The sequence below is a fragment of the Bradyrhizobium sp. SMVTL-02 genome (assembly GCF_051853005.1).
Taxonomy (GTDB): domain Bacteria; phylum Pseudomonadota; class Alphaproteobacteria; order Rhizobiales; family Xanthobacteraceae; genus Bradyrhizobium.
In genome coordinates this window covers 2,169,799-2,196,218 of record NZ_CP182469.1, presented here as the reverse complement: position 1 = coordinate 2,196,218, position 26,420 = coordinate 2,169,799, and the positions used below count along the sequence as shown (strand labels likewise).

The 26,420-nt window shown below is 62.4% G+C and carries 31 protein-coding genes and 1 tRNA gene; 20 read left to right on the top strand and 12 right to left on the bottom strand.

Annotation, left to right across the window (positions count from 1 at the left end):
- Positions 1-90: 90 nt before the first annotated feature.
- Positions 91-297: a hypothetical protein gene (locus ACNJYB_RS10230; protein WP_439373837.1), complete on the bottom strand. Its 207-nt coding sequence runs from the start codon at positions 295-297 to the stop codon at positions 91-93.
- 247 nt (positions 298-544) lie between these two features.
- Between ACNJYB_RS10230 and ACNJYB_RS10225 the strand changes: the two genes are divergently transcribed.
- Together ACNJYB_RS10225 and ACNJYB_RS10220 are read left to right on the top strand one after the other, a co-directional pair.
- The gene (locus ACNJYB_RS10225; protein WP_439373836.1) at positions 545-1,069 is read left to right on the top strand and encodes a 4'-phosphopantetheinyl transferase family protein; all 525 of its coding nucleotides are present in this window, start codon (positions 545-547) and stop codon (positions 1,067-1,069) included.
- A gap of 181 nt (positions 1,070-1,250) precedes the next feature.
- Positions 1,251-2,006, top strand: coding sequence for a phytanoyl-CoA dioxygenase family protein (locus ACNJYB_RS10220; RefSeq protein ID WP_439373835.1), 756 nt, complete (start codon positions 1,251-1,253; stop codon positions 2,004-2,006).
- 648 nt (positions 2,007-2,654) lie between these two features.
- Here the strand turns inward: ACNJYB_RS10220 and ACNJYB_RS10215 are convergent.
- A complete protein-coding gene (locus tag ACNJYB_RS10215) occupies positions 2,655-3,395 on the bottom strand; it encodes a hypothetical protein (protein ID WP_439373834.1) in 741 nt (246 codons plus the stop codon).
- Complete coding sequence (locus tag ACNJYB_RS10210) at positions 3,392-4,819, bottom strand: phage tail tape measure protein (RefSeq protein ID WP_439373833.1); 1,428 nt, start codon at positions 4,817-4,819, stop codon at positions 3,392-3,394. Before ACNJYB_RS10210 ends, ACNJYB_RS10215 begins: the two co-directional genes overlap by 4 nt.
- Before the next feature lie 379 nt (positions 4,820-5,198).
- Between ACNJYB_RS10210 and ACNJYB_RS10205 the strand changes: the two genes are divergently transcribed.
- From ACNJYB_RS10205 to ACNJYB_RS10195, 3 genes are all read left to right on the top strand, one after another.
- Positions 5,199-5,363: a hypothetical protein gene (locus tag ACNJYB_RS10205; protein ID WP_439373832.1), complete on the top strand. Its 165-nt coding sequence runs from the start codon at positions 5,199-5,201 to the stop codon at positions 5,361-5,363.
- Between the two features lie 12 nt (positions 5,364-5,375).
- Positions 5,376-5,600 carry a hypothetical protein gene (locus ACNJYB_RS10200; RefSeq protein ID WP_439373831.1) on the top strand — a complete coding sequence of 75 codons (225 nt, stop codon included), beginning with the start codon at positions 5,376-5,378 and terminating at the stop codon, positions 5,598-5,600.
- A 130-nt stretch (positions 5,601-5,730) separates the two neighbouring features.
- Positions 5,731-6,423, top strand: a complete 693-nt coding sequence (locus ACNJYB_RS10195) for a recombinase family protein (protein ID WP_439373830.1) — start codon at positions 5,731-5,733, stop codon at positions 6,421-6,423.
- A 342-nt stretch (positions 6,424-6,765) separates the two neighbouring features.
- On the opposite strand, the gene ACNJYB_RS10190 is transcribed toward ACNJYB_RS10195, so the two are convergent.
- The 5 genes from ACNJYB_RS10190 to ACNJYB_RS10170 all read right to left on the bottom strand — a co-directional run bounded on the left by ACNJYB_RS10190 (position 6,766) and on the right by ACNJYB_RS10170 (position 10,079).
- Positions 6,766-6,936, bottom strand: coding sequence for a hypothetical protein (locus ACNJYB_RS10190; RefSeq protein ID WP_439373829.1), 171 nt, complete (start codon positions 6,934-6,936; stop codon positions 6,766-6,768).
- 119 nt (positions 6,937-7,055) lie between these two features.
- Positions 7,056-7,439, bottom strand: coding sequence for a hypothetical protein (locus ACNJYB_RS10185; protein ID WP_439373828.1), 384 nt, complete (start codon positions 7,437-7,439; stop codon positions 7,056-7,058).
- The gene (locus ACNJYB_RS10180) at positions 7,439-7,627 is read right to left on the bottom strand and encodes a hypothetical protein (protein ID WP_439373827.1); all 189 of its coding nucleotides are present in this window, start codon (positions 7,625-7,627) and stop codon (positions 7,439-7,441) included. The genes ACNJYB_RS10185 and ACNJYB_RS10180 overlap by 1 nt, the downstream gene beginning before the upstream one ends.
- A gap of 646 nt (positions 7,628-8,273) precedes the next feature.
- Positions 8,274-9,263, bottom strand: a complete 990-nt coding sequence (locus tag ACNJYB_RS10175) for a hypothetical protein (RefSeq protein WP_439373826.1) — start codon at positions 9,261-9,263, stop codon at positions 8,274-8,276.
- A 126-nt stretch (positions 9,264-9,389) separates the two neighbouring features.
- Positions 9,390-10,079, bottom strand: coding sequence for a helix-turn-helix domain-containing protein (locus tag ACNJYB_RS10170; RefSeq protein WP_439373825.1), 690 nt, complete (start codon positions 10,077-10,079; stop codon positions 9,390-9,392).
- Between the two features lie 843 nt (positions 10,080-10,922).
- Here ACNJYB_RS10170 and ACNJYB_RS10165 point away from each other — a divergent pair.
- A complete protein-coding gene (locus ACNJYB_RS10165) occupies positions 10,923-12,131 on the top strand; it encodes a tyrosine-type recombinase/integrase (protein WP_439373824.1) in 1,209 nt (402 codons plus the stop codon).
- A 63-nt stretch (positions 12,132-12,194) separates the two neighbouring features.
- On the opposite strand, the gene ACNJYB_RS10160 is transcribed toward ACNJYB_RS10165, so the two are convergent.
- Positions 12,195-12,271 (bottom strand) — tRNA-Pro (locus ACNJYB_RS10160).
- Here ACNJYB_RS10160 and ACNJYB_RS10155 point away from each other — a divergent pair.
- The 6 genes from ACNJYB_RS10155 to ACNJYB_RS10130 all read left to right on the top strand — a co-directional run bounded on the left by ACNJYB_RS10155 (position 12,244) and on the right by ACNJYB_RS10130 (position 18,386).
- Entirely contained in the window at positions 12,244-13,329 is a 1,086-nt protein-coding gene (locus ACNJYB_RS10155; RefSeq protein WP_439373823.1) for an L-threonylcarbamoyladenylate synthase, read from the top strand. The genes ACNJYB_RS10160 and ACNJYB_RS10155 overlap by 28 nt on opposite strands.
- 99 nt (positions 13,330-13,428) lie before the next feature.
- A complete protein-coding gene (locus tag ACNJYB_RS10150) occupies positions 13,429-14,856 on the top strand; it encodes an FAD-binding oxidoreductase (protein WP_439373822.1) in 1,428 nt (475 codons plus the stop codon).
- Positions 14,853-15,296, top strand: coding sequence for a GNAT family acetyltransferase (locus ACNJYB_RS10145; RefSeq protein ID WP_439373821.1), 444 nt, complete (start codon positions 14,853-14,855; stop codon positions 15,294-15,296). Before ACNJYB_RS10150 ends, ACNJYB_RS10145 begins: the two co-directional genes overlap by 4 nt.
- A 201-nt stretch (positions 15,297-15,497) precedes the next feature.
- Positions 15,498-16,079 carry an NUDIX domain-containing protein gene (locus ACNJYB_RS10140; protein ID WP_439373820.1) on the top strand — a complete coding sequence of 194 codons (582 nt, stop codon included), beginning with the start codon at positions 15,498-15,500 and terminating at the stop codon, positions 16,077-16,079.
- Positions 16,080-16,227: 148 nt separating this feature from the next.
- Complete coding sequence (locus tag ACNJYB_RS10135) at positions 16,228-17,157, top strand: glycine reductase (RefSeq protein ID WP_439373819.1); 930 nt, start codon at positions 16,228-16,230, stop codon at positions 17,155-17,157.
- Positions 17,158-17,192: 35 nt separating this feature from the next.
- A complete protein-coding gene (locus tag ACNJYB_RS10130; RefSeq protein ID WP_439373818.1) occupies positions 17,193-18,386 on the top strand; it encodes a CaiB/BaiF CoA transferase family protein in 1,194 nt (397 codons plus the stop codon).
- Between the two features lie 113 nt (positions 18,387-18,499).
- Here the strand turns inward: ACNJYB_RS10130 and ACNJYB_RS10125 are convergent, their stop codons facing one another.
- The gene (locus ACNJYB_RS10125; protein ID WP_439373817.1) at positions 18,500-19,264 is read right to left on the bottom strand and encodes an SOS response-associated peptidase; all 765 of its coding nucleotides are present in this window, start codon (positions 19,262-19,264) and stop codon (positions 18,500-18,502) included.
- Positions 19,265-19,327: 63 nt separating this feature from the next.
- Here ACNJYB_RS10125 and ACNJYB_RS10120 point away from each other — a divergent pair, with 63 nt between their 5' ends.
- The 4 genes from ACNJYB_RS10120 (at position 19,328) to ACNJYB_RS10105 (ending at position 21,136) form a co-directional block, all read left to right on the top strand.
- Positions 19,328-19,828, top strand: coding sequence for a hypothetical protein (locus ACNJYB_RS10120; RefSeq protein WP_439373816.1), 501 nt, complete (start codon positions 19,328-19,330; stop codon positions 19,826-19,828).
- A gap of 18 nt (positions 19,829-19,846) precedes the next feature.
- Entirely contained in the window at positions 19,847-20,281 is a 435-nt protein-coding gene (locus tag ACNJYB_RS10115; RefSeq protein WP_439373815.1) for an NUDIX hydrolase, read from the top strand.
- A 45-nt stretch (positions 20,282-20,326) separates the two neighbouring features.
- The gene (locus ACNJYB_RS10110) at positions 20,327-20,704 is read left to right on the top strand and encodes a TIGR02301 family protein (protein ID WP_439375520.1); all 378 of its coding nucleotides are present in this window, start codon (positions 20,327-20,329) and stop codon (positions 20,702-20,704) included.
- A gap of 165 nt (positions 20,705-20,869) precedes the next feature.
- Complete coding sequence (locus ACNJYB_RS10105) at positions 20,870-21,136, top strand: hypothetical protein (protein WP_018648760.1); 267 nt, start codon at positions 20,870-20,872, stop codon at positions 21,134-21,136.
- Between the two features lie 14 nt (positions 21,137-21,150).
- Here ACNJYB_RS10105 and ACNJYB_RS10100 read toward each other — a convergent pair whose 3' ends face one another.
- Both ACNJYB_RS10100 and ACNJYB_RS10095 read right to left on the bottom strand, forming a co-directional pair.
- On the bottom strand, positions 21,151-22,020 hold the full coding sequence (locus ACNJYB_RS10100) for a sulfurtransferase (RefSeq protein WP_439373814.1): 870 nt from the start codon (positions 22,018-22,020) through the stop codon (positions 21,151-21,153).
- A 164-nt stretch (positions 22,021-22,184) separates the two neighbouring features.
- A complete protein-coding gene (locus ACNJYB_RS10095; RefSeq protein ID WP_439373813.1) occupies positions 22,185-23,519 on the bottom strand; it encodes a dihydroorotase in 1,335 nt (444 codons plus the stop codon).
- A gap of 96 nt (positions 23,520-23,615) precedes the next feature.
- On the opposite strand from ACNJYB_RS10095, the gene ygfZ reads away from it, so the two are divergent.
- The 4 genes from ygfZ to ACNJYB_RS10075 all read left to right on the top strand — a co-directional run bounded on the left by ygfZ (position 23,616) and on the right by ACNJYB_RS10075 (position 26,378).
- Positions 23,616-24,491, top strand: a complete 876-nt coding sequence (gene ygfZ / locus ACNJYB_RS10090; RefSeq protein WP_439373812.1) for a CAF17-like 4Fe-4S cluster assembly/insertion protein YgfZ — start codon at positions 23,616-23,618, stop codon at positions 24,489-24,491.
- A complete protein-coding gene (locus tag ACNJYB_RS10085; protein ID WP_439373811.1) occupies positions 24,488-25,114 on the top strand; it encodes a DNA-3-methyladenine glycosylase I in 627 nt (208 codons plus the stop codon). The genes ygfZ and ACNJYB_RS10085 overlap by 4 nt, the downstream gene beginning before the upstream one ends.
- Positions 25,111-25,725, top strand: a complete 615-nt coding sequence (locus ACNJYB_RS10080) for a YfbR-like 5'-deoxynucleotidase (RefSeq protein ID WP_439373810.1) — start codon at positions 25,111-25,113, stop codon at positions 25,723-25,725. Before ACNJYB_RS10085 ends, ACNJYB_RS10080 begins: the two co-directional genes overlap by 4 nt.
- 146 nt (positions 25,726-25,871) lie before the next feature.
- Positions 25,872-26,378 carry a tyrosine phosphatase family protein gene (locus tag ACNJYB_RS10075; protein ID WP_439373809.1) on the top strand — a complete coding sequence of 169 codons (507 nt, stop codon included), beginning with the start codon at positions 25,872-25,874 and terminating at the stop codon, positions 26,376-26,378.
- The last annotated feature ends 42 nt before the right edge of the window (positions 26,379-26,420 follow it).

Sequence of the window (26,420 nt, the reverse complement as noted above, 5' to 3'; positions counted from 1 at the left end):
CCATCTCATTGGTCCAACCGAGCGCACGGCCCAACGTCAGCGCAGCCATCTTCGCCGCTGAGTTAAGAGCACAGATTATGAACTAACGCTCTAGTCCAAGCCGGAACGACGGAGATGATCGCCATTCTCGTTCAAAAGAATCGAGCGGGCCACATTCATCAACTCGTTCGCTTCGGCCGTAGCCACGTTGCTGGCAGTGTGACGCGCAATAGCCTGCTGTGCGGTCGATTGAACCGTCCGCCAGTCGTTCTCGGTCGCTTTCATAAATAGCTTAACGGCCTTTTCCATTGTCGTCATGAAAAAACTCCCTTCAGCTAATTGATGGTTGTATTATTCGCACGAAACACCTGAAAGCGCAAGCTCCTTCCGACAGGGCATTGCCAACGATCCTACGGGCTCATACGAGAGGATATAAAGAGCTTTGGGAATCAACTTAACTCATTGTCGAGATGAGATCATTGGGCGCCTTAGGCAAATCTGCGGCGCACACGACGTCGGATTGGAGAGCGGTTGCAGGATAATCTCGCCCGGAGACGAATATTCGTTGCGTCCAAGTGAAGCATTCGCTTTACGCCACGCCATTCCGAGTGTCCGGCGGGCCAGCGGCGCAGCCCGCATCGTTGCACGACAACTCGTCTACCAGTTGGGCGGCGCCGACGTTGATTTATCACGGCAGCCGGGCCAGGGGCCGCAGTGGCCTGCCGGCTTCATCGGTTCCATGGCACACGACCAGCTTTTTGCGGTGGCAATCGTTTCGCGGGGCGGTGTAGCTCGGTCGGTAGGTATCGACATCGAACCTGCAGAGCCTCTTGATACATCGCTTGCTGATATTGTGGCGACCCCGCGCGAGCGCGCCCAATTGATGTGCGATCCCGTGGCGTTGCGATTATTGTTTTGCGTCAAGGAAGCGGTCTACAAGGCGACACATCCTGTCGATGCTGTTTTTCTTAGCTTTGAGGATATTGAGTATTACGCCAATGAGTCGGTCGCGCGAACCCGGACGGGCCGCGAACTACAAATTCGCGTCGCAACGCTTCCCCGTTTGCTCGCTGTTGCGCTTCTATACTAGCGCTATTGTGCGACCACGTGCCAACAAGGTAAGCCGTGCCTTGTTATCGTGCCTCGTCATTACACATCGGTTTGTCTGATGCCTCACCTCGTCGCCGCTTCTGAGGGCTTTTTTGTTTGGTCGACTTCGCTATAGTAAGTCTCACTTGCGTCAGCAGCTAGCAAGGGGCGATGCCGAGGTCATGTTCGACAGGTCGCATTGGCAGGAGTTCACCCGGCAGGGCTACACGGTGGTTTCCGGCGCGATAGATCATCGGCGTCTTCAGGCTGCTCAAGCCGCAGGGAGGCGTCTAAACGAGATCTTCCCGAACGGCGGCTGGGAGCGGACGCGCGATGAACTCTGGCGTGAGGCGCGGTGCTGCCGCGACGATGAGTTCATGGCAATCGTTTCGACTGCTCTCGACCCGCTTGCCGCCGAGATTCTAGATAGCGCGCCACCAGTCGATTTCGTTCAGCTCGCTTCGACGATGCCAGGTTTTACGACCAAGGGAGGAATCGGCCGGAACTTCCATATCGACGGCGGCAAGGAGTTCGGTGTTTTCAACATTTTGCTAGGAGTCGCGCTGACCGATGTCGCCTCAGACACGGTGGGTGGATTTCATGTCCTTCCGGGCTCGCATGAGGCGTTCGCCCGCGCGTTTAGGCGCCAGCACTGGGGCAATGTCAGGCTACAAACTATGCGCCGACTTCTGCCTGGCGCCCGCCTCGTTGTACCGCGACTTGCCGCTGGCGACATCATTGTGGCGCACTCTTTTCTAGCGCACGGCACGTCAGCCAACTCCTCGGACGTGCGTCGCGACATGATTTTTCAGCGCCGTCCCGCTGCTCCTCTCTGTGATCCAAGCACCGGTGATGAAGCGCTGAAGCAATTCATGCAAGACCCCTGGGCATTCTTCCGGAGTCCGCCCGAGTTTACTCAGCCTAGGGCTCTCACGTAGCCCTCAAAAACATTCGAAGATGCCGTATCACCGGGATTGATTGGTCGATGTTAGCCGAACAGACCTTCACTGGGGAGCCGAGTCGCCAAAGCTCGGCATCGGCAGGATAACAGATGCTCTTGGGCCTATTCCTTACGACAGAGCAGCATGCGATCTCGCGAAAGAACGCACACGGATTCCCACGGGAGGTAATTTCACCGTAGGCATCCGATCGATCACGCCGATAGAGCCGAGGTAGGGAGCGGATCAATCTGCGCCACTGAGCTGCGAGCTTGGCACACTCTCGTTTGAAGTAACTCAGGTCACGATACGTCCCTTCAAGCAAACGTCCATTTGGCCTGTAACGTTCCAGTTGTTCGTAGCGCTTCGGCGCCATGTCATCGTCGTGATGTCCACATCGAACCCGAACCAGAAGACCTCAGATTCATCGGGCTCGACTGCATGGCAGATCACGGTGCCCTCTTTTTTGGCTTTCCACTGATCAAAGTCGTGGATCGTATCCTTCCACGTCCGTACATACTCGGCCGAATCACCACCTGAAGAGGTGATCGCCTTAGTCTAGCAAAGTGCGCACGTGCGCTCTCCCAATCCGCACAATCGACTTTGGCGCAAGGGCGCGACCTAAGTCGCAGTGTCGCGCCCCTATCTTCATGTGTATTCGCTTGCGGTGTCGTGCGTGCGCCAGTTCATCGACTCGTCGACGCGGCGCTGCACCAGCGTAGCCAGAGCTTCCGGATCGTGACTGCTGCCATTGATGTGGATCGCAACCGGACCGCCGCCACCTCGCATCAATCCCATGCTCGCGTCGCCGCGAATAGCGGACGGCTGCGGCACGTTCTGGATCATGCTCGAAGGAGGCACCTGGCTGGTGATGCCAGCGGGCACGGCGGGGTTTCCCCTGCGCACCATCAGGTTCTTGTCGGCATCGATCCAGTGCTCGCGCACCGAGTCGTTGTCGTTGCCGGCGCGCATCTTCAGCTGAAGCTTGCCGTTGTTCATCCGCGTTTCGCCGGTCGCGAGGCCGACGTGTCCGCCAGGCTGGTTGTAGCCGAGACCCTTCGTCTGAAGCAGGACGTCGTTACGAGAGACCTTCGACGGATCGACCGACAAGCCCCACCTCTGGAAGCTGTTCGCGACCGCGCTACCGGTGCCCTTCCCGCCAGCAGACTCGAGAGCCTTGTTGACGAACCGGGCGCACCAGGCATTGGACTTGCCTCGAACGTCCCCGCCGAGCGTTGCTGCCAGCACCTTGGTCTCGGTGTACTCGTTCATGCCCATGAACTTGTCGGTCCAGGACAGGGCGTCGCCAGTGCCGGCCGAACCGGTACCAGCCGAACCAGACTGCTTGGATGATCCAGCGACACCAAAGTTGTTGGTCCCTCCGCTCATCTCTCCCGTGCATCAGAAATCTGGTCAAACCATTTTTCGAAACCAGCGCCGACCTTTTCCGAGACGAGTCCGAACGCAGCGGCGATGGACGCCCATCTGCCCTGCATCGATCGGATTTTTTGCAGAGCCGTCTTGTCCAAAAAGCCGGGCTTGCCTTCGATGTCCTTCAGAACGTCCTTCAGCTTGTCGCGGCCGAGAACGAGAGTCAGCAATTCGTCCATCCACTCACGGCCGCCGATTTGCTTGGCTATCTTGGTTCTCAGCGCCTCCGGCATCTTCGCGAGGTTCTCGAGGATTTGGGAAATTGCTTTCATCGGTCGGTCTCGCATGGCTTCCGCCATGGCGCGCCGACCACCAAATCCGAGTGCGTTAGCAGCAGATGAAAGGTCATTCGCTTGCTGACCACGCGCGGAACCTGCGCCGGCGATCTGAGAAGTCAGGAACGAAACGAACGTGCCCATTTTGAAGGGCTGGACACCAAGGCTGATGCCGGTAGCATCGAGTGCTGCAAGTTGCTCCGGCGTCATCTTCGTGGTCGCAAGCGCCGACAGACTGCGCCGCATTGCCTCGATGATCTCGTTTCCGTCCGCCGCAGTGGCGTTGTTCGAAACGGCAACCGCGTTCAAGATTTTGCTGAAGCGGTCTTTCGACCACGGCATTTGAGTTGCGAGGCGGCCAAGCAACTTGCCAACGCCTTGAGTGTCAACGTCGAGACCGGCCTGTGCCTTCAGCGCAAGGTCAGCAAATTCACCGGCAACTTCCTTGGCAATACCGGCCTTAAGGCCCTCGACCGCCACGTCGATAACTTTGGTGGTGCCGACGCCGAACTTAATGCCGGCCTTGTCAGCGAAGCCCTTTCGCAGGGACGCAGCGTCCGCCGCCGTGAGATCGCCAAACATCTGCGCCCGGACTTCAGCGGCTTGAACTTCCATCCGCTTTTTAAGGGCGCTGCCAACGCCAGCGCCTGCAATGCCGGCACCGATGGCCATGCTGCGGATGCTTGGCGCAGGCAGTCGGCCAGCGCCTCTAGAAGATGACGCACTGGCGAGGGATGCACGGCGTTCTGCGGCCATGCGGCGTTCAAGCTGGCGCTGATATCCGGCCTCCATCTTCTCAAGGCTCTGGTACATGCGCCGCGCGTCACCCAGGCGCTTGCTGGTTGCCCGATCCCAATCAGCCACGTAGTCTCGGGCGCTGGACTTGCTGACGTTGCTGAGGCCTCGCATCTGTGCTGCGGTGGCTTTGATCGTTCGGTCGAAACCGTCCATCGACGCCATACCGGCGCGGCCGACGTTGGAGAAGGATGCGCTGAAATTCCTGGCGGCAGCCTTCAGCTTTTCGATATCTGCGATGACCCGCCGGATCGCCGGAGACATTTCGTTGGTCGCAATCAGTGTGGCGCGGATGTTGATAGAGTCTGACACTCTTGTTTTCCTTGGTTTGGTGGAGCGCTGCTAGGAGCGCGGTGATTGGAGGTTCCGGCGTGGAGGCCGGTCGCTAAATCGGTCTTTTGGCGGCTCGCACCGATGAACCGAATGAATGGGTGACGCCTGTTTTCCGAGGCGTATGGGCTGGCCTCGCGCAGGCGCATGAACCTCCCGAAAGGCAGGGGGTACATCGAAGGGCCGCCGAGGCGATAATTCGTCTTTTCAGAAATTCGAGGTCTTTGGCTTAGCCAACAGCACGGGGCTACTCGCAAAAAAATATCGACGACGACCCGACCCCTCGATTTCACTGCTGGGAAACCTCCCGCCCTGCCTGGGTTGCTCGGAACCTCTGCGGCAGAGGACGACGATGGCGAGGATGCTATCGCCAGCCGACTATTTGACCGATCGTGATCAGGTCGAGTACAACGCCGACAGGTCGATCAATCGACCCGTGCGCTCCGCTCTGCGGGACCGTGCTCAACGCAACGATCTTCACCGCAAACACATGCACGACGCCATGGCCATCCCCGGCATGGCGTGAAGGATCATTGTCATGAGCAACACTGTCACGTTCACCGCCGCACGGCGCCGTTTCGAGCGCTCCCAGCCGCACCGCCACATCAGCAAGCTGAGCCAAGCCGAGAGGCAAGGCATGGGCTCTCCTTTCGCCCTGGTCGAAGGCAACACCGTCTTGGACGCGGGCGAACTCAATGCGGTTGAGCGTTGGTGCCGTGAAGCTGGCGTGTTGAGCACGGGCGAGACGATCGTCACCGGTTAGCCAAGGTGCCACGGGGAAGGGCTGGCTGCTAATACCAGCCCGACCGGCCGAAGATTCCGCTTGCAGCCCCGCGCGTTCGCTCTGTATAAGATCAATACGTTCGATCTGATCTTATATTTGAGGTACTGAGATGACCGAAGCCATCGCAAAAACGCCCCTGATCGGCTACGTTCGCGTCAGCACGGGTAAGCAGGCCAAGAGCGGTCTCGGCAAGGCGGCGCAGGTCGCGGCCATCCAGCGCTTCGCCGATGCGGAAGGATTCGAGATTATCGGCTGGCGCGAGGAGACCGAGACCGGCAAGGGTTACGACGCTCTGGAGCGCAGGCCTCAGCTCGCGGCTGCCCTTCGGGATGCACGTCGAGCCAAGGCGATGGTCTGCGTCGCGAAGCTGTGCCGGCTATCGCGTGACGTTGCATTTGTGAGCGGCTTGATGGCTCAGCGGGTCTCGTTCGTGGTCGCTGAGCTGGGGAAGGACGTGGACCCGTTCATGCTGCACGTCTACGCCGCCCTCGCAGAGAAAGAGCGCAGCATGATCGCAATGCGGACCCGTGAGGCCTTGCAGGCGAAGAAGGCCGGCGGAGCCAAGCTTGGCGGTCCCAAGCTGGCAGAGGCCCGCGAGGCAGCTAAGGCGGCAAAGAAGGCGGAGGCGGACCGGTTCGCTACGAACATCCTTCCGAATATCGAGGCGGTGCGAAAGGCAGGCGCCAAGACCTTGCGAGAGATCGCGGACGCGCTCAACGCAAGGGGCATTCACACCGCGAACGGCGGCAACTGGTATCCGACGACGGTCAAGAACATCTTGGACCGGCCGTTCACCGCTTAAGGGTTACGCAATATTCGCCAGCGCTGGTGAATGTTCCGGATGGACACGATCGGCCGGGCAGACGGGCGAAGGCGCGTGGGGTGTCCACATGGAGGGCGATGCAGCACGGTCCCGACGCCCGATACCCAACCGGACACACAATGCCAGCTTTGGCGATTTGGTCGCGGCCGTTGACCGGTGTGCAGTAGGGTTCAGGTCCGGCAAGGGCGGGAGACGCGACCGTGAGAGCCACCGCGAGAGCGTGCAATCTGGCGAGTCTCATATCACGTCGCGCCTCCCAAAGAACGGCGGCCTGCCGAAAGTAAAGCAGCCACTGCCGTTCTATCCGGTTTTAGCCGGCCATCAAGAGCTGCTGCCCTGTAGCTCGGCCAGCTTCGAGTCGACATCGGCCTGTTCGGCCAGTGCCGCTTCTAGCTCCGCACGCAACGCGAAGACGTCAACGTTCTCCAGCCTGAGCCGCGCCTTCTCCACTCGCTCGTCAACTTCAACCTTGCGGCGCTTGAGATCGAACATCTTCAGGGCTGCGCCACGTGCGGCCCTGACGCCTTCTCCGACTGCGTATTGCTCCGTCCTCAGCTTGGCAGCGTGCTGACGAGCGATGGTTCCAGGTCGTCTCATTTTTCTGTTGTTCCTTACTTTGCTTGGGTAGCGCGCTGCCGCTCTTCCATGTACTGGCGAGTAAGGCCGCTGTAGCGGTTTAGATCAGCATCGGTGATGTGCCCCTGCTTCCGGCTGGCGGCGATCTCCGCTCGGTAGCGTTCGGTGAGCGTGCCAGCCGCTTTGGCGGTGGGGACCTCATCGTCGATGCTTCCGAAACCTTCCGGCATCTGGTCGCGCATGCTGCGGACGAAATCACCCGGGCTGATGCTGCCAATGTTCGGCAGATGGATCAGGCCGTCAGAGGTTAACTTCGCGCCGCAGAGATCAATCGCTGCTTTTTGCATGGCGTGCTGATCGGGTTGGAAGCCCTGCCGGCGACACTCTGCGACGAAGCGGTCTTCAAGATGGGTGGTCATTACGCAGCCTCTCGCTTCAGGCGGTCGATCAGAGCACGCCGCATCCAACTGCTTCGGTTCGGCGAGCTGGGATCGTCTTGGATTGCTGCCTTGTCGATTTCGTCCAGTAGGACTCGGGGGAGCAGAAGTGAAGTGTTGACCATCGGCGAGCTAACGAGTGCGCCGGCATCGAAGGATTTGGCGGTCATGGTGGTGGGTTTCTCCAAATAAAAAAGCCCGCGCGCTCGGCGACGGGCTTGGTGGGTGCAGACATGAAAATGGCCACCTCCGGGGTGGCCTATTGTGTCGTGCGAACTTCTCGTATCGTATTGCAAATAATGCACGGGTACGGCTGAAAAGTCAAGAGAAGCTGCCGGTCACCGCAAATGCGAGGCGGAATCTAAATGCTCGCTTTTACGGAGAAGCACCGACCGAGCGAACAACACATCCGCACTGCTTCTTTTCGACCATTTTCCCCTTCACGTCGGACGGCATCGAAGCAGCAATTAGCACGCGGCGGTAATGCGTACTGTTTCCTGCTTGGGAATACGTGAGGGGTTTGCCGCTGGGCACACGCGATGACGACCAACATGCCAATGACCACCATCACAACCTGACAGTTCCGGCTGTGATGCTCTGGCAACGCATTTAGAACGGCTATAGAGCAGCCACAGAGGGCCATCGTGTGCCGGCGGGTGTCGGGCCACCTCATCCGAAAGCAACGCATGGGCGGCGGCCGTCGCTGTCAGGAAACAGCCGCGCGGAAAGCTGATACCAAGCGCCCGGTGTCGTGGTGATGAGGTGGAAGGCCGGCGGCTTGTTAGGGCCACCGGCTTGGAATGAGAGGACCGGCGATCAGATCGCCGCCGTTCTCTTGTACCGGGACGGCGGTTCCTTCTGATATCCCTCGTAAACGCCATCGCGCAGGAAGTTCGCCGGATCGCTGATGAACTGGGATTGCGTCCCCTCCTTCTCGCGCTTGTAGTTGGAGGCACCCTTCAGGATGAACCGGTAATCGGTTCGGCCTTCGCGTTCGATCCTGTCCAGTTCTTTCTTGATCTTCATCGGGCTTCCACCCTTCGGGTAGATGTCCATGAACTTCTGATACATATCGACCGGCCATGGTGCGACCTTGGCACCTAGATCCGCATCGTCCTGCTTGACGTTGTCATTCGCTCCCTTCTGGCGTTGAGCATCATCACCAACAAAACGACCAAGGGGTTCACGACACGAAGCGGCGGGCGCCCCTCTTGGATTGGTCCTCTTCTTTTGGTCCTCTTCAAGGGTCTTCTTCTTATGGTCTTCTTCGTCGGGTTCTGAACCCGGGTTATGGGGTTGAGAGCCCGAGTTGTTTTGCTGAGAACCCGAGTTATCGAGTCCTGAACCCAGGTGCGCCTGCTCACAGCCCGACTTAATCTCGGGTTGAGAACCCGAGTTATTTTCCCCTTGATCGTCGCGGATGTCCCAGAACTCATCCTCTTCGACCTGCCCGGACTGCCGGAGAAGTTCATACTCGTGCCTGAACCACGACATGTTCGGGCAAATGTGATGCGTGTTCTTTGCACCCCCTTTGGTGCGAACAACCTTAAACGCGCCTGTGTCGTGCATTTCTTTCAGACCTTCGTTGATGGTCTTCGTTGACGTGGCTGAATAGCCTGCCTCAACGGCCATCTTTGGGATAGCAGCGTATGCGTAACCCTTGCGGGAGTCGTAATGCGCCAATGCGTTTGCAGCTAACGCCTTTCCGACGAGGCTGAGCTTATTGGTCAATGCGACGACGACGAAGGCGCGCTTTTCGTCCAGCAATTTGATTTCGTATTTTGACTTCTTGCGTTTATCAGGCATAGCTCATTCGTTCGGCTTAAGCGGATTGAACGTCCGCAGATTGATGACACGAAAGCCTTGACGCCAACGTCGCTGGTTTCTCGTCAGGGCTCCGTCTTCACGACAGGAGGTGGTCAGGCCGGCTTGTCAGTCCATCATGACCTCGACGATGACGGCCATGTCTCCGATTTCATCAAACGGGACCATTTCATCTTCCTGAGCCGGCATCGACCTGGACAGGCTCAAGCCGTTCTCACTTATCCCGAGCAGCAGCCGGACTCTCGTCCGACCGTCCTTTCCCGTCAGCATCACAAGATCTCCACCACTGGGGTCGCGAGCCTTAGTTGCGAACATGAGCGCGCGAGGCCGAAACCAAGGACCAAGCGCCTCGTCTGGATTTCGAAAAGCAAACGCAGTCACATCGTCTTCCAAATAAAAAGGTGCCGGCACGGTGTCAGCTTTCGGCGCTTTCACCCTAGAGCGAGAGCTGACTGGCAGAGCAGATACGCTCCGGACTTCGATTAGCCGGTAGGGATGGGACGACGATTGCCATCCCCATTTCGTATGGCCCTTACTACTCGGATCGACTTCGCTTGCGTGATCCCTCAGGTGCACGGGCAACGGCTCCCCTGCTCCACGAGCGATCTTCTCCAGCGTCCGCTGCGAAAAGACGTATTCGTAGTCTGGTTGGTTAAGAGCTCGAAGAATCGTTGACGGCGAGATGCCAGCATTGCGGGCCACATCTGTGCCGGTCCAATCCCGCTTTCGCATAAGCAGTCTGATCCACTCTATAACCGCCTCTTTTGATCGGCTCGACTTCTGGCGGCCACGCGCCATCGCGTCGTTCTCCTGGTGAGTGACTTTCATTAGCATAAATGCAAATATAATGCAAGCCTGTGATTACACAAGCGCAAGTGCAGGCGCCAGAAGTCCCCATTACGGTCAAGGTCATTTGAGGGCACTTGCATTATTTGCATTTTTGTTATATAAAGCAAACTTAAACGGCGCCGCGCCGTTTCGAAGCCAGAAAGGTCTCTTATGTTGCCCGAATTGCTCCTGCGTCAGCCGCACCACCCGCCCCAGGATAACAGTCAGACGGAGTTCAGAGACCCACTCGTCCGCCAGGCTTATGCCGTTGGGCGAGCACTTCAAGAAGTCGGAAGGGAGCCGGGCTTAGGAAGCAACGAGAGGCTCGTTGCATTAGCAATGTACTTGGACGCAGTGAGGAACGACACCCTGCCCGATTTATCCCAAGTAATCGCGATGGGGCAGCTCTCGGAGGCAGCAACCGTCAAGGCCATCCAGAAGCTGACCGTGGCGGGGTTCATCAAAGTTGTGCGCGGTCACCGGGACCTCCTTTACGAGGTGCAGTTCCCAGGCGGCTGCGATATTTCCTAATCGGACGACTATGGGTGTGACGCCAACGCTTCACACCCATCCTCTCACTACTAGATGGCAAGTGATGTCTAAGCCGCCCGCAGAGAGTCTCATTTCGGACGTTGGCGTCATAGGACCAACAACGCCATTGAGGCTCGAGGCAGCAGCGAGGCTCGCTTTCCCTGATGGATCAATGAAGGTGGCCGGTTTGCGTCGCGAAATTGCGCGGGGCCGGCTCGCCTACGAGATCATCGCGAACAAACATTATGTCACGCTCAATGATATCGAGGACATGAGAAAACTATGCCGCGTACCAGTAAGGGACCGCGCCTCTATAAGCGTGCTGCGCGCCGAAAGAACGGGGCAGTCGTACGAAATCCCGTCTGGGTCGTGCTCGACGGAAACAAGGAAATCTCCACAGGAGTTGCTGCAACTCCGGATCAGTCAAAGGCTCCAGCGGAAGCAGTAAAATTCCTCTCGGACTATTTGATCAAACAGGTGCGGCCCGAGAGGAAAGCGCGAGAGATCGACGACATTCCGATCGCCGACGTGCTTTCGATCTACCTGGACGATCAAATCGATCCGGAGAAGACGGAAAGCGAACTCACTGCCCAAGAGCGCCACTTAGTGCAAACGATTGGCCGCCTCAACAAATATTGGGGCAGCAAAGCCCTGACTGATATCAACACGCGCGAAGCTAAGGGCTATGTCAAGCACCGCCAGAAGGATGGTGGTGGCCCGGGTGGCGCGCGCCGGGATCTGGAGATGCTGAGGGCGGCCATCAATCATCACGGCGCTGAGAACCTTCACTACGGAAAGATAAGTGTCTGGCTCCCAGAGAAAGGTGAAGCTCGCGACCGATGGCTCACCCGAAGCGAGGCAGCCGCGATGATCTGGGCCGCCTGGCGCTATCGCGAGGTCCAAACGATTCATGTCGGCCCAGACAAGGGTAAGAAGGTGATCACCGACCGGCGGCCCCTTCGGCATGTGGCCCGCTTCCTTCTGATCGGTTGCTATACTGGAACCCGAGCAGGAGCGATCGCATCGGCGTCGAAACTACGTTCCATCGGCAAGTCGTATGTCGATCTGGAACGGGGCATGTACTACCGTAAGGCAATCGGCAAGAAGACGACGAACAAGCGCCAGCCTCCCGCGCCTATCCCGCCTCGCCTCCTGACGCATATGCGCCGCTGGGATCGATTGGGCGTCGCTAAAGAGCACTTCGTCGAATACAACGGAAAGCCGGTTCTCTCGGTCAAAAAGGCCTTCAGGACGGTGGTCAAGCTCGCCAAAATCGACACCACCGTCGAGAACGTCACACCCCATACGCTACGCCACACGGCGGCGACGTGGTTGATGCACCAGGGTGTCGATTTATGGACGGCGGCCGGCTATCTCGGCATGACGGTCGAGGTGCTGGAACGTGTATACGGCCATCACCATCCGGACCATCTGGCGGACGCGGTACGCGGTATCACGGCCAAGCGGCCCATGAAAAAAGTCGTGGTCTGATATCAATCTTGGGCTATTTCTTGGGCTTGAGAAACGTGCAAAACGCTAAGTGCCTGAAAGTCTTGGTCGGAGTGGCAGGATTCGAACCTGCGACCCCTGCGTCCCGAACGCAGTGCTCTACCGGGCTGAGCCACACTCCGACAAGAAGGCGGCTTATAGCGTCGGGTTTGGCGCACCGCAAGCGGCCGAGATGAGGAATTTTATCCCTGTGAAAACGGGTCTTGAAACGCTGATTTTACCGGCTGGCGAAGCCGCCGCCGGGGCCGCCGCCCGGACGCTCGCGGGCGGCGGGCTGGTCGCGTTCCCGACCGAGACGGTCTACGGGCTCGGCGCGGACGCCGCCAACGCCAGTGCGGTCGCCCACATCTACGGCGCCAAGGGGCGGCCCGCCTTCAATCCACTGATCGCGCATGTCGCGGACATCGCCGCTGCGCGCCGGATCGGCCGGTTCGACACGCCCGCGTTCAAGCTTGCGGGGGCGTTCTGGCCGGGGCCGCTGACCCTGGTGGTGCCGAAGACCGACGACTGCCCGGTGGCGGATCTCGCCACCGCGGGCCTCGACACCGTCGCGATCCGCATTCCCGCCCACCCGGTGGCGCAGGCGATCCTGCGCGCCTTTGGCGGGCCGGTGGTGGCCCCTTCCGCCAACATCTCCGGCCATGTCTCGCCGACGCTGGCCGCCCATGTCGAGAGCGATCTTGCGGGGCGGATCGATCTGATCGTCGACGGCGGGCCGGTCGCGGTCGGCGTCGAATCGACGATTGTCGGCTGCTTCGATGCGCCGATGCTGCTGCGTCCCGGCGGGCTGTCGCGCGAACGGATCGAGGCCGTGCTCGGCATGCCCCTGGCACGGCCGCCGGTGGAGGCTGAGAACGACAACAGCCAGCCACTGGCGCCGGGCATGCTGGCCTCGCATTACGCGCCGCGCGCCAATGTGCGGCTCCGCGCGCAGGACGTCGCGCCTGATGAAGCGCTGCTGGCCTTTGGCCCCGCGCGGCTCCCCGGACTCGATGCTGCCGCGGCCGTCATGAATCTGTCACCCACCGGTGATCTCGATGAGGCCGCCGCCAATCTGTTCGGCTATCTTCGTACCCTCGATGCGAAGGCGCCGAAGGCGATCGCCGTGATGGCGATCCCCGAGGAAGGTCTGGGCGAAGCAATCAATGACCGACTGCGGCGCGCCGCGGTGGCACGATAGCGCATGATCCGGACCCGGAGGGCCGCGTTAGCGCAAAGCGTGCAGCGGTTTTCCGACAAGATCATGCGCAAGAGAGAATAAGAGCGAAGAGACGAGACAATGAACATCAACAAATCTGCCACGCCTCCGCTTGCGTCCGAGTTGATCGAGCAATTCCGCAAGATCGTCGGCGATCGCCACGCGATCACGGATGCGACCGACATCGAGCCTTACGTCACCGAGGAGCGCAATCTGTTCCACGGCCGCTCGCCACTGGTGCTGCGCCCGGGCTCGACCGCGGAAGTCTCCGCAATCTGCAAGCTCGCCTCGGAGCACAAAATCGCGCTGGTGCCGCAGGGCGGCAATACCGGGCTCGTCGGCGGCCAGACGCCGCACAATGACGAGGTGGTCGTGTCGCTGCGGCGCCTCGACAAGATCCGCGAGGTCGACACCGCCTCCAACACCATGACCTGCGAAGCCGGCGTCGTGCTGCAAATCGCGCAGCAGAAGGCGTCCGACGCCGACCGGCTGTTTCCGCTGTCGCTCGGCGCCGAAGGCAGCTGCACCATCGGCGGCAACCTCTCCACCAATGCCGGCGGCACCGCCGCGCTTGCCTATGGTGTCGCGCGCGAGATGGCGCTCGGGCTGGAAGTGGTGCTCGCCGACGGGCGCGTGCTCAACGCGCTGTCGAAGCTGAAGAAGGACAACACCGGCTACAATCTGCACAATCTCTTCATCGGCGCGGAAGGCACGCTCGGCATCATCACGGCGGCGACGCTGAAACTGTTTCCGAAGCCGCGGGCGGTCGAGACCGCCTATGTCGGCCTGAAATCGCCGGCGGCGGCCTTGAAGCTGCTCACGATCGCGCAGGGCGAAGCCGCCAACGCGCTGACGAGTTTTGAATTGCTGTCGGAATTGGCGGTCGACTTCTCGATCCGCCACGGCATCGACGTGCGCGATCCCCTCCAAGAGAAGCATCCCTGGTACGTGCTGATGGAATTGTCCTCTCCGAGCGACGATGCCCGCACGCCGCTCGAGACGATCCTCGGCCGCGCCATGGAAGAGGAGATCGTCGACGATGCCGTGATCGCAGCCAGCCTCGCCCAGCGCAACAATTTCTGGAAGCTGCGCGAGGAGATGTCGGCGGCGCAGAAGCCGGAGGGCGGCTCGATCAAGCACGACATCTCCGTGCCCGTCGCAGCGGTGCCGGCGTTCATCGAGGAGGCGAACGCCGCCGTGGTGAAGCTGATCCCCGGCGCGCGGCCGGTGCCGTTCGGCCATCTCGGCGACGGCAACCTGCATTACAATGTCAGCCAGCCGATCGGCGCCAACACGGACGATTATCTGGCGCGCTGGCACGAGATGAACGCCGTGGTGTTCGAGATCGTGCTGCGCATGGGCGGCTCGATCTCGGCCGAGCACGGCATCGGGGTGCTCAAGCGCGACGAGCTGCCTGAAGTGAAGGACAAGACCGCGATCGAGCTGATGCGACAGGTCAAGGCGATGCTCGACCCGCTCGGCATCATGAATCCGGGGAAGGTGCTGTGAACGCTCTTGCGATCGACGCGCTCGATGATGCCGATGTCGAACCTGTCGTCGCGCTGTGGCAGCGCTGCGGCCTGACGCGTCCCTGGAACGATCCGCATGCCGACATCGCCCTGGCGCGGCGGCGGGAGAACTCCACCGTGCTGGTGGGCCGCGATGGCAGCGCGATCGTCGCCACCGTCATGGTCGGCCATGACGGCCACCGCGGCTGGGTCTATTACGTCGCGGTCGATCCTGATAGCCAGAAGCGCGGCCATGGCCGCGTCATCATGGCGGCGGCGGAGGACTGGTTGCGCGCAGCCGGCATCGCAAAGCTGCAGCTTCTGGTCCGGCGCGAAAACGCGCAGGCCAGTGCGTTCTACTGCTCGCTCGGTTTCGAGCTATCCACCTCGGTGATGTTCCAGAAGTGGCTCGATGGCCGCGCAACCACGCCAAGCAACTGAGCTGCGGCCCCGAGCACAGCTGCGCTCCCTCGCCCCGTTCTTACGGGGAGAGGGTTGGGGTGAGGGGCCTCTCTCCGCAGATGCGACCGGCGAGAGACCTGCACCCCCCTCACCCGGATTGCGCCGGACGATGCCTCGCATCGCCCGGGCAATCCGACCTCTCCCCGCAAGCGGGGCGAGGTGAAGACAAGAAGGATAGCCATGACCGTTTCCGACCGCGTCCGCATCAAGGACGTCCGCGTGCTCTCGGACAACTGGACGCCGCTGAAGACCACGACGTTCGAGTACCGGCGCGCCAATGGCGCGTGGCAGACGCAGCACCGCGAGACCTATGAGCGCGACAACGCCGCCGCCGTGCTGCCTTACAACGTTGCCCGGCGCACCGTGATCCTGGTGCGCCAGTTCCGCCTGCCGGCGTTCATCCGTGGCTACGACGATCTGCTGATCGAGGCCGCCGCCGGCGTGCTGGACGATGCCTCCCCCGAGGTGCGCATCCGCGCCGAAGCCGAGGAGGAAACCGGCTATCGGCTGCACCACGTCCAAAAGGTGTTCGAGGCCTTCATGAGCCCCGGCGCCATCACCGAGAAGCTGCATTTCTTCGTCGCCGAGTACGAGCCGGAGATGCGTGTCAGCGACGGCGGCGGCCTGGAACACGAGGGCGAGGACATCGAGGTGCTGGAGCTCTCCATCGACGAGGCCCTGGCGATGATCGCCGACGGCCGCATCATCGACGCCAAGGCGATCATGCTGCTGCAATACGTGGCCCTGCATGTGTTCAGGTGATTTGCTTACCCTCCAGGGAGGGTGAGAGGCACCGTGCGTGTGGCTTCCTCGCCGGATGCAATTCTGTCCTGAATCGCCGCTCTGCCCGTTGAGCAACCCCAAAACTACCTCTACTCTGGCGCCAACCAAGAACCAGGAGACGCGCCCCATGTCCGCTCCGCGCGACGACGAATTCGGCTTTGCACCCGACTACGACTCCCCCGTCCCCTACATGCAGCGCACGCGCGATTATTATGCGGCGATCGGCTACACCACGCCGTACCGCTGGGCGCATTACACCGAGGCGCCGTTCCAGCCGCTGAAGAAGCCGCTGGCAAAGTCGCGCGTGACCATCATCACCACCGCGGCGCCCTACGATCCCACCAAGGGCGATCAGGGACCGGGCGCGGCCTATAATGGCAGCGCGAAGTTTTACCAGGTCTATGACGGCGACGCGTCGAAAGCGCAGGATCTGCGCATCTCACACATCGGCTACGACCGCAAGCACACCTCGGCGACCGACAGCGGCACCTGGTTTCCGCTGCCGCAACTGTTGAAGGCGTCCGCCGCCGGACGCATCGGCGAAGTCGCGCCACGCTTCTTCGGCGCGCCGACCAACCGCAGCCATCGCGTCACGATCGACGCCGACGCGCCGGAGATTCTTGCGCGCTGCATCGCCGACAAGGTCGATGTCGCGGTGCTGGTGCCGAACTGCCCCGTCTGCCACCAGACCACCGCGCTGGTGGCGCGGCACCTGGAGCGGAACGGCATTCCGACGGTGATCATGGGCTGCGCCAAGGACATCATCGAGCACGCCGCCGTACCGCGCTTTTTGTTCAGCGACTTCCCGCTCGGCAATTCCGCCGGCAGGCCGCACGACGTCGCCTCGCAGGCACAGACCCTGGAACTGGCCTTGAGGCTGCTGGAGACCGCGAGCGGCCCGCAGACCACGATGCAGTCGCCGCTGCGCTGGAGCGAGGACGCCTCCTGGAAGCTCGACTACAACAACGTCGCGCAGCTCTCCCCTGATGAGCTGGCGCGGCGCCGCGCCGAATTCGACAAGCAGAAGGAGATTGCGCGCGGCAACCGCGCCGCCTGACGTCCTCCAATAACAACAACCATCGGGAGAGAGACGTGACGCGACCGTTCGAGGGCGTGAAGATCCTGGACTTCACGCAAGTGCTGGCCGGTCCCTATGCGAGCTACCAGCTCGCGCTGCTGGGAGCCGACGTCATCAAGGTCGAGCGGCGCGAAGGCGAGGACATGCGCCGTACCCCGCTGTCCCGCGAGTGGGCCGAGCGCGGGCTCGCCCCCGCATTCCAGGCCATCAACGGCAACAAGCGCAGCCTGACGCTCGATTTGCAGAAGCCAGAGGCGATCGCGATCGTGAAGAAGCTCGCCGCGCAGGTCGACGTCGTCATGGAGAACTTCCGGCCGGGCGTGATGGACAAGCTCGGCATCGGCTACGAGGCGCTGTCGGCGATCAACCCAAAACTGATCTATTGCGCGGTGTCAGGCTTCGGCCAGACCGGTCCGGATCGATTGCGGCCCGGCTACGACGGCAAGATGCAGGCGCTCTCGGGTATCATGGCGATCACCGGCCATCCCGAGACCGGGCCGACGCGCGCGGGCTTTGCGGTGTGCGACGTGCTCTCGGGCGCCACCGCAGCATTCGGCGTGTCGAGCGCGCTGTATCAGCGCGACCGCACCGCCAAGGGGCAGTTCGTCGACGTCTCCATGCTTGAGGCGACGCTGGCGTTCCTGTCGGGGCAGATCGCCGACTGGTCGATCGCCGGCCATCGCCAACAGCTTTCGGGCAACCAGGCGGTGAGCCGCAGGACCACCGCGAACCTGTTCAAATGCGGCGACGGCCACATCCTGCTCGCCGTCAACAACGAGAAGCAGTACCGCGCGCTGATGGCCGCGCTCGGCCGCGAGGACACGCTGAGCGATCCGCGCTTTGCGGACTGGTTTTCGCGCAACGAGAACGAGCCGGCCTTGCGCGCCATCATCGAGGAGGCGCTGGCGAAACGGCCGGCGCGCGAATGGGAGACGATTCTGGAGGACGCCGGGGCGCCGTGCGCCAGCATCTGGAAGGTCGAGGAGATCATCGATCACCCGCAGATCAAGGCTCGTGGCGCCATCCAGGAGCTCGACACGCCCTATGGCCGCCTGCGCTTTGCCGGCAGCGGCTTCAAATTGGCGCATGGCGGCGGCAGGCTGGACCGGATGGCCCCGGAGCTGGGGGCGGACACGGATGCGGTGCTCGGCGAGCTGGGATTCGATGCGGCAGAGATCGCGGCGTTGAGGGCAAGGGCGATCGTGTAGAAGGCGGCGCCGCACGTTCAGTGTCGTCCCGGGCAAGCGCCAGCGGCGCGCGCTTGTCCGGGACGACAGCGGAGTGAATCGCGCCAGCTTGGCTAGAACATCATTCAGCTAGTCTAGAACAACGATCCCTGCCCGTCGTCCACCGGGCTAGCGGCAACCTTCCGCGCCGCCCTCTTCGGCTTCGCCGCCTCTGCCTCCGCCTCCATCTCCTCCGCGCTGACCGGCAGCAGCAGCTGCTCGTCGTCATTGGCGACGCTGTTGACGCGGGTGGAGACGGGGTGCCAGGCAAAATCGCCGATGTGCGGGGGCCTCATCAGCGGCAGGATCGCGTCGACCTCGTCACCGCGGCTATCGAGCCAGCGCTCGAAATCGCGCGGGCTGATGGTGACGGGCACGCGGTCGTGCAACGCGGCGAGATCCTCGCCCGCCGCAGCGGTGACGATCGCGACCGTGTCGAGCTCCTCGCTGTTCGGCCCGACCCAGGTCTCGAACAAAGCGGCAAAGCCAAGCGGCTCGCCGTCGGCACGGTGGATAAAGAAGGGCTGCTTGCGGCCACCCTCGGACTTCCACTCGTAATACCCATCGGCCGGGATCAGACCGCGGCGGCGGCGTATCGCGTTCTTGAACGCGGGCTTCTCAAGCACCGTCTCGGAGCGGGCATTGATCAGCAACGTAAATCCGCGGGGATCCTTGACCCAGCTCGGCAGCAGGCCCCAGCGCATCAGACGGAAATGGCGGGCGCCATTTTCGACCAATACGACCGGTATCGGTTGCGTCGGCGCGACATTGTACCGTGGCGGGAAATTCGGCTGCTCGACATAGCCGAACAGTTGCCGCAAAGCCGCGGGGGCCGAAGTTATGACGAAGCGTCCACACATCCTTGGGGGCCTATATAGGGTGCATTCAGGTCCTTTTAACCCCGAACGTTAACACTGCGGCAGATGAGCTCAACGGCCACCCAACCCGCGCGGACGCATGTACAGACGGGCCCCGAGGCTGCGGACTGGGCCGAACGGCTGCGCGTGGCCAACATCAACCCGCGGACCGGACTTGCCACGGACTATCTCAACCATTTCAATGAAGCGGTGATGCTGCTCGAAATGGTCCCTGACATGCCCGAATGCGCCGAGGACTTCCTGACCTGGACGCCGCTGTCCTATGCCGAGCATTTCACCGCGTCCAACTTCAAGGCACGGGATCTCGCCATCGAGGCTTATGAAAAGGCTGATCCCAACGTGCGCGCCCAGTTCGACCACATCACTGATACCATGACTTCGATCCTTATTGCGGTCGGCTCGGCCATGCGTGAGGTCGAGAAAGACACGACCCGCGTTCGCCTCGCCGAGCAGGCCACCCTCTGGGTCAAGCCGCTGATCGCCGCCTGCGGCGGCATCATCAATGGCGGCGCGGAGGCCGAGGTCGACACCATCATGTCGAATTGAGCCAGGTCCCGTCAGAAAATGTCCGCGGTCGTCCAGCCCAGTCATCCCCAGATCGCGGTCAGTGCCGCGATTTTTCGCGCCGGCAAGGTGCTGCTGACCCGGCGCGCCCGCTCCCCCGCAAAGGGGTTCTATTCGCTGCCCGGCGGCCGGGTCGAGTTCGGCGAATCGCTGCACCAGGCGCTCAAGCGCGAGGTCGACGAGGAAACCGGGCTCGGGATCGAGATCGTCGGCCTTGCCGGTTGGCGCGAGGTGCTGCCGGCCGCGCCCGGCGCCGGCCACTACCTGATCATGTCCTTTGCCGCCCGCTGGGCGGCCCGGGAGCCGGTCCTGAACGACGAGCTTGACGACTACCGCTGGATCGCCCCGAACGCCCTGGCGAGCCTCGGCGACCTCAAGCTGACCGGGGGGCTGGAGGAAGTCATCCAGTCTGCCCACCGGCTGCTCGGGGCCTGACGGCCCGCCTTGCGCCCGCCGTCCCGAGGGGGCATACAGCCGCCGATGTCGACGCGATTGCTGGCCATTTTCGCCCTGATTCTCGCCTGCGCCTGCCCGCCCGTCCGGGCCCAGGACGCCGCGGCGCCGTTTGACGGCGAGTTGCAGCGGCTGGCCGAGATCCTCGGCGGGCTGCACTATCTGCGCAGCATCTGCGGGTCCAATGAAGGCAACAAATGGCGCAGCGAGATGCAGGCGCTGATCGACGCCGAAACTCCGTCAGGTGAGCGCCGCACCCGCATGATCGCCGGGTTCAACCGCGGCTATAACGGTTTCCAGCAGACCTACCGGAGCTGCACGCCGGCCGCGACGGTCGCGATCCGCCGCTATATCGAGGAAGGCTCGAAGATATCGCGCGATCTAACGGCGCGCTACGCGAACTGATTTCTCGTCGGGCGGCGGAATGACGACGGCTGGAACCCTGTGATCGACTTTGTTCACAGCCGTTAACCGTTCCTAAAGATGTGGCCTAGCGGGTGTTAATACGCGTGCTACACCTTCTCGTGCAGCGCATCGCCGTGGATCGCGCCCCAGCCCTGATCGAGTTTCATGAGCCAGCCGATTTCATACGCCCCCGACCGCGCGCCGCTGCCTGATCACGAGCAGAAGCAGGCAGCCCTGAGCTATCTCAACGAGGCCTGGGCCGAAGCGCGCCATGACGGCGTCGACGGCGACTGCCTGGCGCAGGCGAGCCTGTTCGCCGCATTCGCCGAGCTCGTCGGCACCTATGGCGAGGATGCGGTGGCAAAATTCGTCGAGGGTTTTCCGGGCCGCATCCGCAACGGCGAATTCTCCGTCGACATCTCCCGGCAATAAGCGCCGTTGGCGCTTCAATCCGTCTCGATCGGCAACGATGAGTCCCTCGCCCATTCGCCCATCGAACCGTCGTAGAGCGTCAGCTTGTCGTAGCCGAGCTGCGTCAGTAGCAGCAGGTCGATCGTCGCCGAGATACCGCCGCCGCAGTAGAGAATCACATTCTTCTCGCGCGTGACGCCCTGGGCGGCGAACTTCGCTTGCGCATCCGCAAGATTCGTCAGCGTCTTGTCGGCGTTCACGAGCGTGGCGGCGGGAATGTTGACGCTGCCGGGAACGCGGCCCGGCCGGCCGTAGCGGCTCGGCTCCAAGCCTTGGTGAAATTGGGGCCCGAGCGCGTTGACGATTGCCGTTCCGGGGTCACCGATCCGTGCCTTCACGACATTCTTGTCGACGAAGAAGCCCGCGCGCGGCGCGGCCTTGAAGGCCGTGGCCGGATAGCCCTTCGGTGCGCCCGTCTCGATCGGTCGCCCCTCCTCTTTCCATTTGTCGAGGCCGCCGTCGAGCACCTGCGCATCGGCGCCGAGCGAGCGCAGCATCCACCAGAACCGCGTCGACCACATCATGGTGCCGATGCTGTAGAGCACGATCGTCTTGTTCGCATCGAGGCCGTGGCGGCCGAATGCCGCCACCAGCTTGGCTACCTCAGGCATCATGTAGAGCGGTCTCGCGGAGGTGTCGGAGAATTCGCCTTGCAGGTCGAGGAAATTGGCGCCGGGAATGTGGCCGGCTGCGAACGTCTTGTCGCCGGGCATCGCGCGATAAGGCGCGTCGCTGCCAGGCGGCACCGGTTCGTTGTAGGTCGTGCAGTCGTAGAGGCGGAGGCTGGGATCGCCGAGCATGGCGGCGAGTTGTTCGGTGGTGATGAGGGATGATGGCTGAGACATCGGACTCCACTCCCGTTCGAGATGAAATGTAGACCTCTCATCTCGTCATTGCGAGGAGCCCTTGCGACGCAGCAATCCAGACTGCCGCCGCGGAGAGACCCTGGATTGCTTCGCTGCGCTCGCAATGACGGGTGGGGAAGCAGTGTGCATTCCCACACATCACCTCACTGCTTCAGCGTCTCCAGAAACCGCACCGGCTCGCCTTGCGACGGCGTTACCAGCTCGCCCTGCCACATCACGCGGCGGCCACGGATGAAGGTGCCGACGGGCCAGCCCGTGACGCGCACCCCGTCGTAAGGCGTCCAGCCGGCCTTGGACGCCACCCATTTGTTGCTGATGGTCTCGCTGCGCTTGAGATCGACGACCGTGAAGTCGGCGTCGTAGCCGGCGGCGATGCGGCCCTTGCAGGCCATGTTGTAGAGACGCGCGGGGCCGGCACTCGTGAGATCGACGAATCTTGCCAGCGACAGGCGGCCGGCGTTGACGTGGTCGAGCATCAGAGGCACCAGCGTCTGCACGCCGGTCATGCCGGAGGGCGAGGCCGGATAGGTCTTCTGCTTCTCTTCCAGCGTATGCGGAGCGTGATCGGAGCCGAGCACGTCGATGATGCCCTGCTCGATGCCGCGCCAGATGCCGGCGCGATGATCGGCGCCGCGCACCGGCGGGTTCATCTGCGCGAGCGTGCCAAGTCGTTCGTAGCATTCGGGCGCGACGAGGGTGAGATGATGCGGCGTCGCTTCGCAGGACGCGACGTCCTTGTGGTCGCGCAGAAACTCGATCTCTTCCTTGGTCGAGATGTGCAGCACGTGGATGCGTTTTCCCGTCTCGCGCGCGAGCTTGACCAGGCGCTGCGTCGCCATCAGCGCCGCGGTCTCGTCGCGCCAGACCGGATGCGAGCGCGGATCGCCCTCGATGCGCAGCGGCTTGCGCTCGTTGAGACGATATTCGTCCTCGGCATGGAACGCCGCGCGCCGGCGGATCACCTGGAAGATGCGGCGCAGGCTCTCGTCGTCCTCCACCAGCAGCGCGCCAGTGGACGAACCGATGAAGACTTTTACGCCGGCGCAGCCGGGCGCCCGTTCCAGCACCGGCAGGTCCTGCACGTTCTCGCGGGTGCCGCCGATGAAGAAGGCGAAATCGCAATGCATGCGGTGATGGGCGCGCTTCACCTTGTCCGTGAAGGTGGCCTCGGTCACCGTGAGCGGCGAGGTGTTCGGCATCTCGAACACGGCGGTGACGCCACCCATCACGGCGCTGCGCGAGCCGGTTTCGAGGTCTTCCTTCTGTTCCAGCCCGGGCTCGCGGAAATGCACCTGCGTGTCCATGACGCCAGGCAGGATGTGCAGGCCCTTGCAGTCGATAACCTCGGCCGCGGAAGCCTGCGACAGCGGCCCCAGTTCGGCGATGCGACCGCCCGTGATGCCGATATCGCGAACACCCTCGCCATCCTGGTTGACGACGGTGCCGCCTTTTAGGATCACATCGAAACGCTCGGTCATGGGGCCTCTCTCATCCCCAAGCGCAGGGCTCGAGGTCTTGTCGTTTATGCCTTGCGGGCTTACGTTCCGGAGCAACATGTCGCAAGAGATTTTCGCATGAAATCAGCGTTTCTTCCCGACCGGGGCGTGGTCAAGGTCGCGGGCGAGGATGCGCGCAACTTCCTCAACGGCCTGATCACGACCGATGTCGACAGGCTGAAGCCGGGGCTGGGGCGATTCGGCGCGCTGCTGACGCCACAAGGCAAGATCATCGTCGATTTCCTGATCACGGAGGTGCCGGCCGGCCATGGCGGCGGGTTCCTGATCGACTGTCCGAAGGCGCTGGCGGACACCCTCGCCACCAAGCTGAAGTTCTACAAGCTGCGCGCCAAGGTGAGCGTGGAAAACCTTGATCTCGGCGTGCTCGCGGCGTGGGGCGGCCAGCTTGCGGCGCAGCCGGACCTTGCCTTCGCCGATCCGCGCAATGCCGAGCTCGGCACGCGCATCCTGATCCGCGAGGATCTCAAGCAGAAACTGTCCGACCTGATCGGCGCCGACCTGGTCGATGCGGCCGACTACGAGGCGCACCGCATCGCGCTCGGCGTACCGCGCGGAGGGCTCGATTTCATGTACAGCGATGCGTTCCCGCACGAGACCAATATGGACCGCCTCGCGGGCGTCGATTTCGACAAGGGCTGCTATGTCGGTCAGGAGGTCGTCTCGCGCATGCAGCATCGCGGCACGGCGCGCACGCGCAGCATCAAGGTGCTGCTCGACGACGTCTCGCCGGAAGTCGGCGTCAGCGTGATGGCCGGCGACAAGCCGGTCGGCACCATGGGCTCGTCGGCGCAAGGCAAGGGCATCGCGCTCGTGCGCATCGACCGCGTCGCCGACGCGCTGGATGCCGGCCAGCCGCTCACCGCCGGCGGCCTCACCCTGACGCTTGCCGAACCTGAAATCGTCCGTATTCCTGCCAAGCAGCCCACCGCATGAGCCGCGCTCCCCGCCTGCATCCCGATGGCCTGACCCGCTGCCCCTGGCCCGGCGAGGATCCGCTCTATGTCGCCTATCACGACACCGAATGGGGCGTGCCCGAATATGACGACCGCGCGCTCTACGAGAAGCTGATCCTCGACGGCTTTCAGGCCGGCCTGTCCTGGATCACGATCCTGCGCAAGCGCGATAATTTCCGCAAAGCCTTCGACGATTTCCAGCCTGAGAAGATCGCGCGCTACAATGCGAAGAAGGTCCATGCACTGATGAACGATGCCGGCATCGTGCGCAACCGCGCCAAGATCGACGGCGCGATCCTGAGCGCGAAGTCGTATCTCGACATCATGGAGAAGGGCCCGGGCTTCTCGAAGCTCTTGTGGGACTTCATGGGCGGCAAGCCCAAAGTCAACAACTTCAAGACCACGGCGAGCGTGCCGGCCTCGACACCGCTGTCGGTGCAGATCTCCAAGGAGCTGTCCTCGCGCGGCTTCAAATTCGTCGGCCCAACCATCGTCTATGCCTTCATGCAGGCGACAGGCATGGTCAACGACCATCTCGTCGATTGCCATTGCCACGCGACCTGCGGCAAGACGCAGCGCAAGCAGCGCCTCAAGCCCAAATGAGCGCGAAGAAGACGACGCGCGGCGCGGAATCCCGCGCCTGGCAGCGCATGCTGTCGGGGCGGCGGCTCGACCTGCTCGATCCCTCTCCGCTCGATGTCGAGATTGCCGACATCGCCCATGGGCTGGCGCGCGTCGCGCGCTGGAACGGGCAGACCACCGGCGCGCACATCTTCTCGGTCGCGCAGCACACGCTGCTGGTAGAAACCGTGATGCGGCACGAGATGCCGCGCGTGGACCAGCGCATGCGGCTCGCCGCGTTGCTGCACGATGCACCCGAATACGTGATCGGCGACATGATCTCGCCGTTCAAGGCGGTGCTCGATGGCCATTACAAAGCGGTGGAGAAACGCCTGCTCGGCGCCATCCACATCCGCTTCGGCTTGCCGCCGGTGCTGCCTGAGGAGATCACGCAGGCCATCAAGGCCGCCGATCGCGGCGCGGCCTATCTCGAGGCGACCGAGCTCGCCGGCTTCAGCGAGAGCGAGGCGCGGCGCCTGTTCGGCAAGGATCCGGGCCTCTCCGACAGCGTCCGGCGCGACTACCTCACGCCCTGGACCGCGGCGCGGGCGGAGAAGCAGTTTCTGGAGCGGTTCGGCGCGGTGTTTGCGTAGCGTCATCGCTTCGTAGGGTAGGCAAAGCGGAAGCGTGCCCACCAAACCAGGCGCGATGCGCGCAACTGCGAGATGCTGGGCACGGCTCGATGCGCCTTTGCCCACTCTACAAGCGCTCGCTATAATCAACGGCAAAAAGGTCCGCCATGATCCACGTCTGTTCCCTCGCCGCGCTTCCCGAAACCGTCCGCCTGACCAAGGCCAGCCACGTGCTGACCGTGATGGCCAATGTCGAGCAGGTGGCACGTCCGGTATCCGTGCTGCCGGCCAACCATCTCAAGGTGTCGATGGACGACATCACCGAGGAGATGGACGGCTTCGTCGCGCCGTCCGAGACGCATATCGAGCAGGTGCTGAACTTCGTGCGCGGCTGGGACCGCAGCGCGCCGCTGGTCGTGCATTGCTATGCCGGCATCAGCCGCTCCACCGCGAGCGCCTTCGCCGCTGTCTGCGCGCTCAATCCGCACCGCGACGAGATCGAGATCGCGAAGAAGATCCGCGCCGCCTCGCCGATCGCCTCCCCGAACCGGCGTATCGTCGCCCTCGCCGACCGCGCGCTGGGACGCAACGGCCGCATGCTGCGCGCGCTCGACGAGATTGGCCCGGGCGCGATGATGGTCGAGGGCCGACCCTTCGTGATCGAGCTCGAATGACAGTTGCGCGCCACATCGCAGGTGCGCACCCTCTCCCGCTTG

Excerpts from the sequence above, each read along its gene's own strand:
- ACNJYB_RS10230 (WP_439373837.1), bottom strand. The coding sequence starts at position 297 with ATGACGACAATGGAAAAGGCCGTTAAGCTATTTATGAAAGCGACCGAG.
- ACNJYB_RS10220 (WP_439373835.1), top strand. The coding sequence starts at position 1,251 with ATGTTCGACAGGTCGCATTGGCAGGAGTTCACCCGGCAGGGCTACACG.
- ACNJYB_RS10215 (WP_439373834.1), bottom strand. The coding sequence starts at position 3,395 with ATGAGCGGAGGGACCAACAACTTTGGTGTCGCTGGATCATCCAAGCAG.
- ACNJYB_RS10205 (WP_439373832.1), top strand. The coding sequence starts at position 5,199 with ATGCTATCGCCAGCCGACTATTTGACCGATCGTGATCAGGTCGAGTAC.
- ACNJYB_RS10200 (WP_439373831.1), top strand. The coding sequence starts at position 5,376 with ATGAGCAACACTGTCACGTTCACCGCCGCACGGCGCCGTTTCGAGCGC.
- ACNJYB_RS10195 (WP_439373830.1), top strand. The coding sequence starts at position 5,731 with ATGACCGAAGCCATCGCAAAAACGCCCCTGATCGGCTACGTTCGCGTC.
- ACNJYB_RS10190 (WP_439373829.1), bottom strand. The coding sequence starts at position 6,936 with ATGTTCGATCTCAAGCGCCGCAAGGTTGAAGTTGACGAGCGAGTGGAG.
- ACNJYB_RS10185 (WP_439373828.1), bottom strand. The coding sequence starts at position 7,439 with ATGACCACCCATCTTGAAGACCGCTTCGTCGCAGAGTGTCGCCGGCAG.
- ACNJYB_RS10180 (WP_439373827.1), bottom strand. The coding sequence starts at position 7,627 with ATGACCGCCAAATCCTTCGATGCCGGCGCACTCGTTAGCTCGCCGATG.
- ACNJYB_RS10175 (WP_439373826.1), bottom strand. The coding sequence starts at position 9,263 with ATGCCTGATAAACGCAAGAAGTCAAAATACGAAATCAAATTGCTGGAC.
- ACNJYB_RS10170 (WP_439373825.1), bottom strand. The coding sequence starts at position 10,079 with ATGGCGCGTGGCCGCCAGAAGTCGAGCCGATCAAAAGAGGCGGTTATA.
- ACNJYB_RS10165 (WP_439373824.1), top strand. The coding sequence starts at position 10,923 with ATGCCGCGTACCAGTAAGGGACCGCGCCTCTATAAGCGTGCTGCGCGC.
- ACNJYB_RS10150 (WP_439373822.1), top strand. The coding sequence starts at position 13,429 with ATGAACATCAACAAATCTGCCACGCCTCCGCTTGCGTCCGAGTTGATC.
- ACNJYB_RS10140 (WP_439373820.1), top strand. The coding sequence starts at position 15,498 with ATGACCGTTTCCGACCGCGTCCGCATCAAGGACGTCCGCGTGCTCTCG.
- ACNJYB_RS10135 (WP_439373819.1), top strand. The coding sequence starts at position 16,228 with ATGTCCGCTCCGCGCGACGACGAATTCGGCTTTGCACCCGACTACGAC.
- ACNJYB_RS10125 (WP_439373817.1), bottom strand. The coding sequence starts at position 19,264 with ATGTGTGGACGCTTCGTCATAACTTCGGCCCCCGCGGCTTTGCGGCAA.
- ACNJYB_RS10120 (WP_439373816.1), top strand. The coding sequence starts at position 19,328 with ATGAGCTCAACGGCCACCCAACCCGCGCGGACGCATGTACAGACGGGC.
- ACNJYB_RS10115 (WP_439373815.1), top strand. The coding sequence starts at position 19,847 with ATGTCCGCGGTCGTCCAGCCCAGTCATCCCCAGATCGCGGTCAGTGCC.
- ACNJYB_RS10110 (WP_439375520.1), top strand. The coding sequence starts at position 20,327 with ATGTCGACGCGATTGCTGGCCATTTTCGCCCTGATTCTCGCCTGCGCC.
- ACNJYB_RS10105 (WP_018648760.1), top strand. The coding sequence starts at position 20,870 with ATGAGCCAGCCGATTTCATACGCCCCCGACCGCGCGCCGCTGCCTGAT.
- ACNJYB_RS10100 (WP_439373814.1), bottom strand. The coding sequence starts at position 22,020 with ATGTCTCAGCCATCATCCCTCATCACCACCGAACAACTCGCCGCCATG.
- ACNJYB_RS10095 (WP_439373813.1), bottom strand. The coding sequence starts at position 23,519 with ATGACCGAGCGTTTCGATGTGATCCTAAAAGGCGGCACCGTCGTCAAC.
- ygfZ (WP_439373812.1), top strand. The coding sequence starts at position 23,616 with ATGAAATCAGCGTTTCTTCCCGACCGGGGCGTGGTCAAGGTCGCGGGC.
- ACNJYB_RS10085 (WP_439373811.1), top strand. The coding sequence starts at position 24,488 with ATGAGCCGCGCTCCCCGCCTGCATCCCGATGGCCTGACCCGCTGCCCC.
- ACNJYB_RS10080 (WP_439373810.1), top strand. The coding sequence starts at position 25,111 with ATGAGCGCGAAGAAGACGACGCGCGGCGCGGAATCCCGCGCCTGGCAG.
- ACNJYB_RS10075 (WP_439373809.1), top strand. The coding sequence starts at position 25,872 with ATGATCCACGTCTGTTCCCTCGCCGCGCTTCCCGAAACCGTCCGCCTG.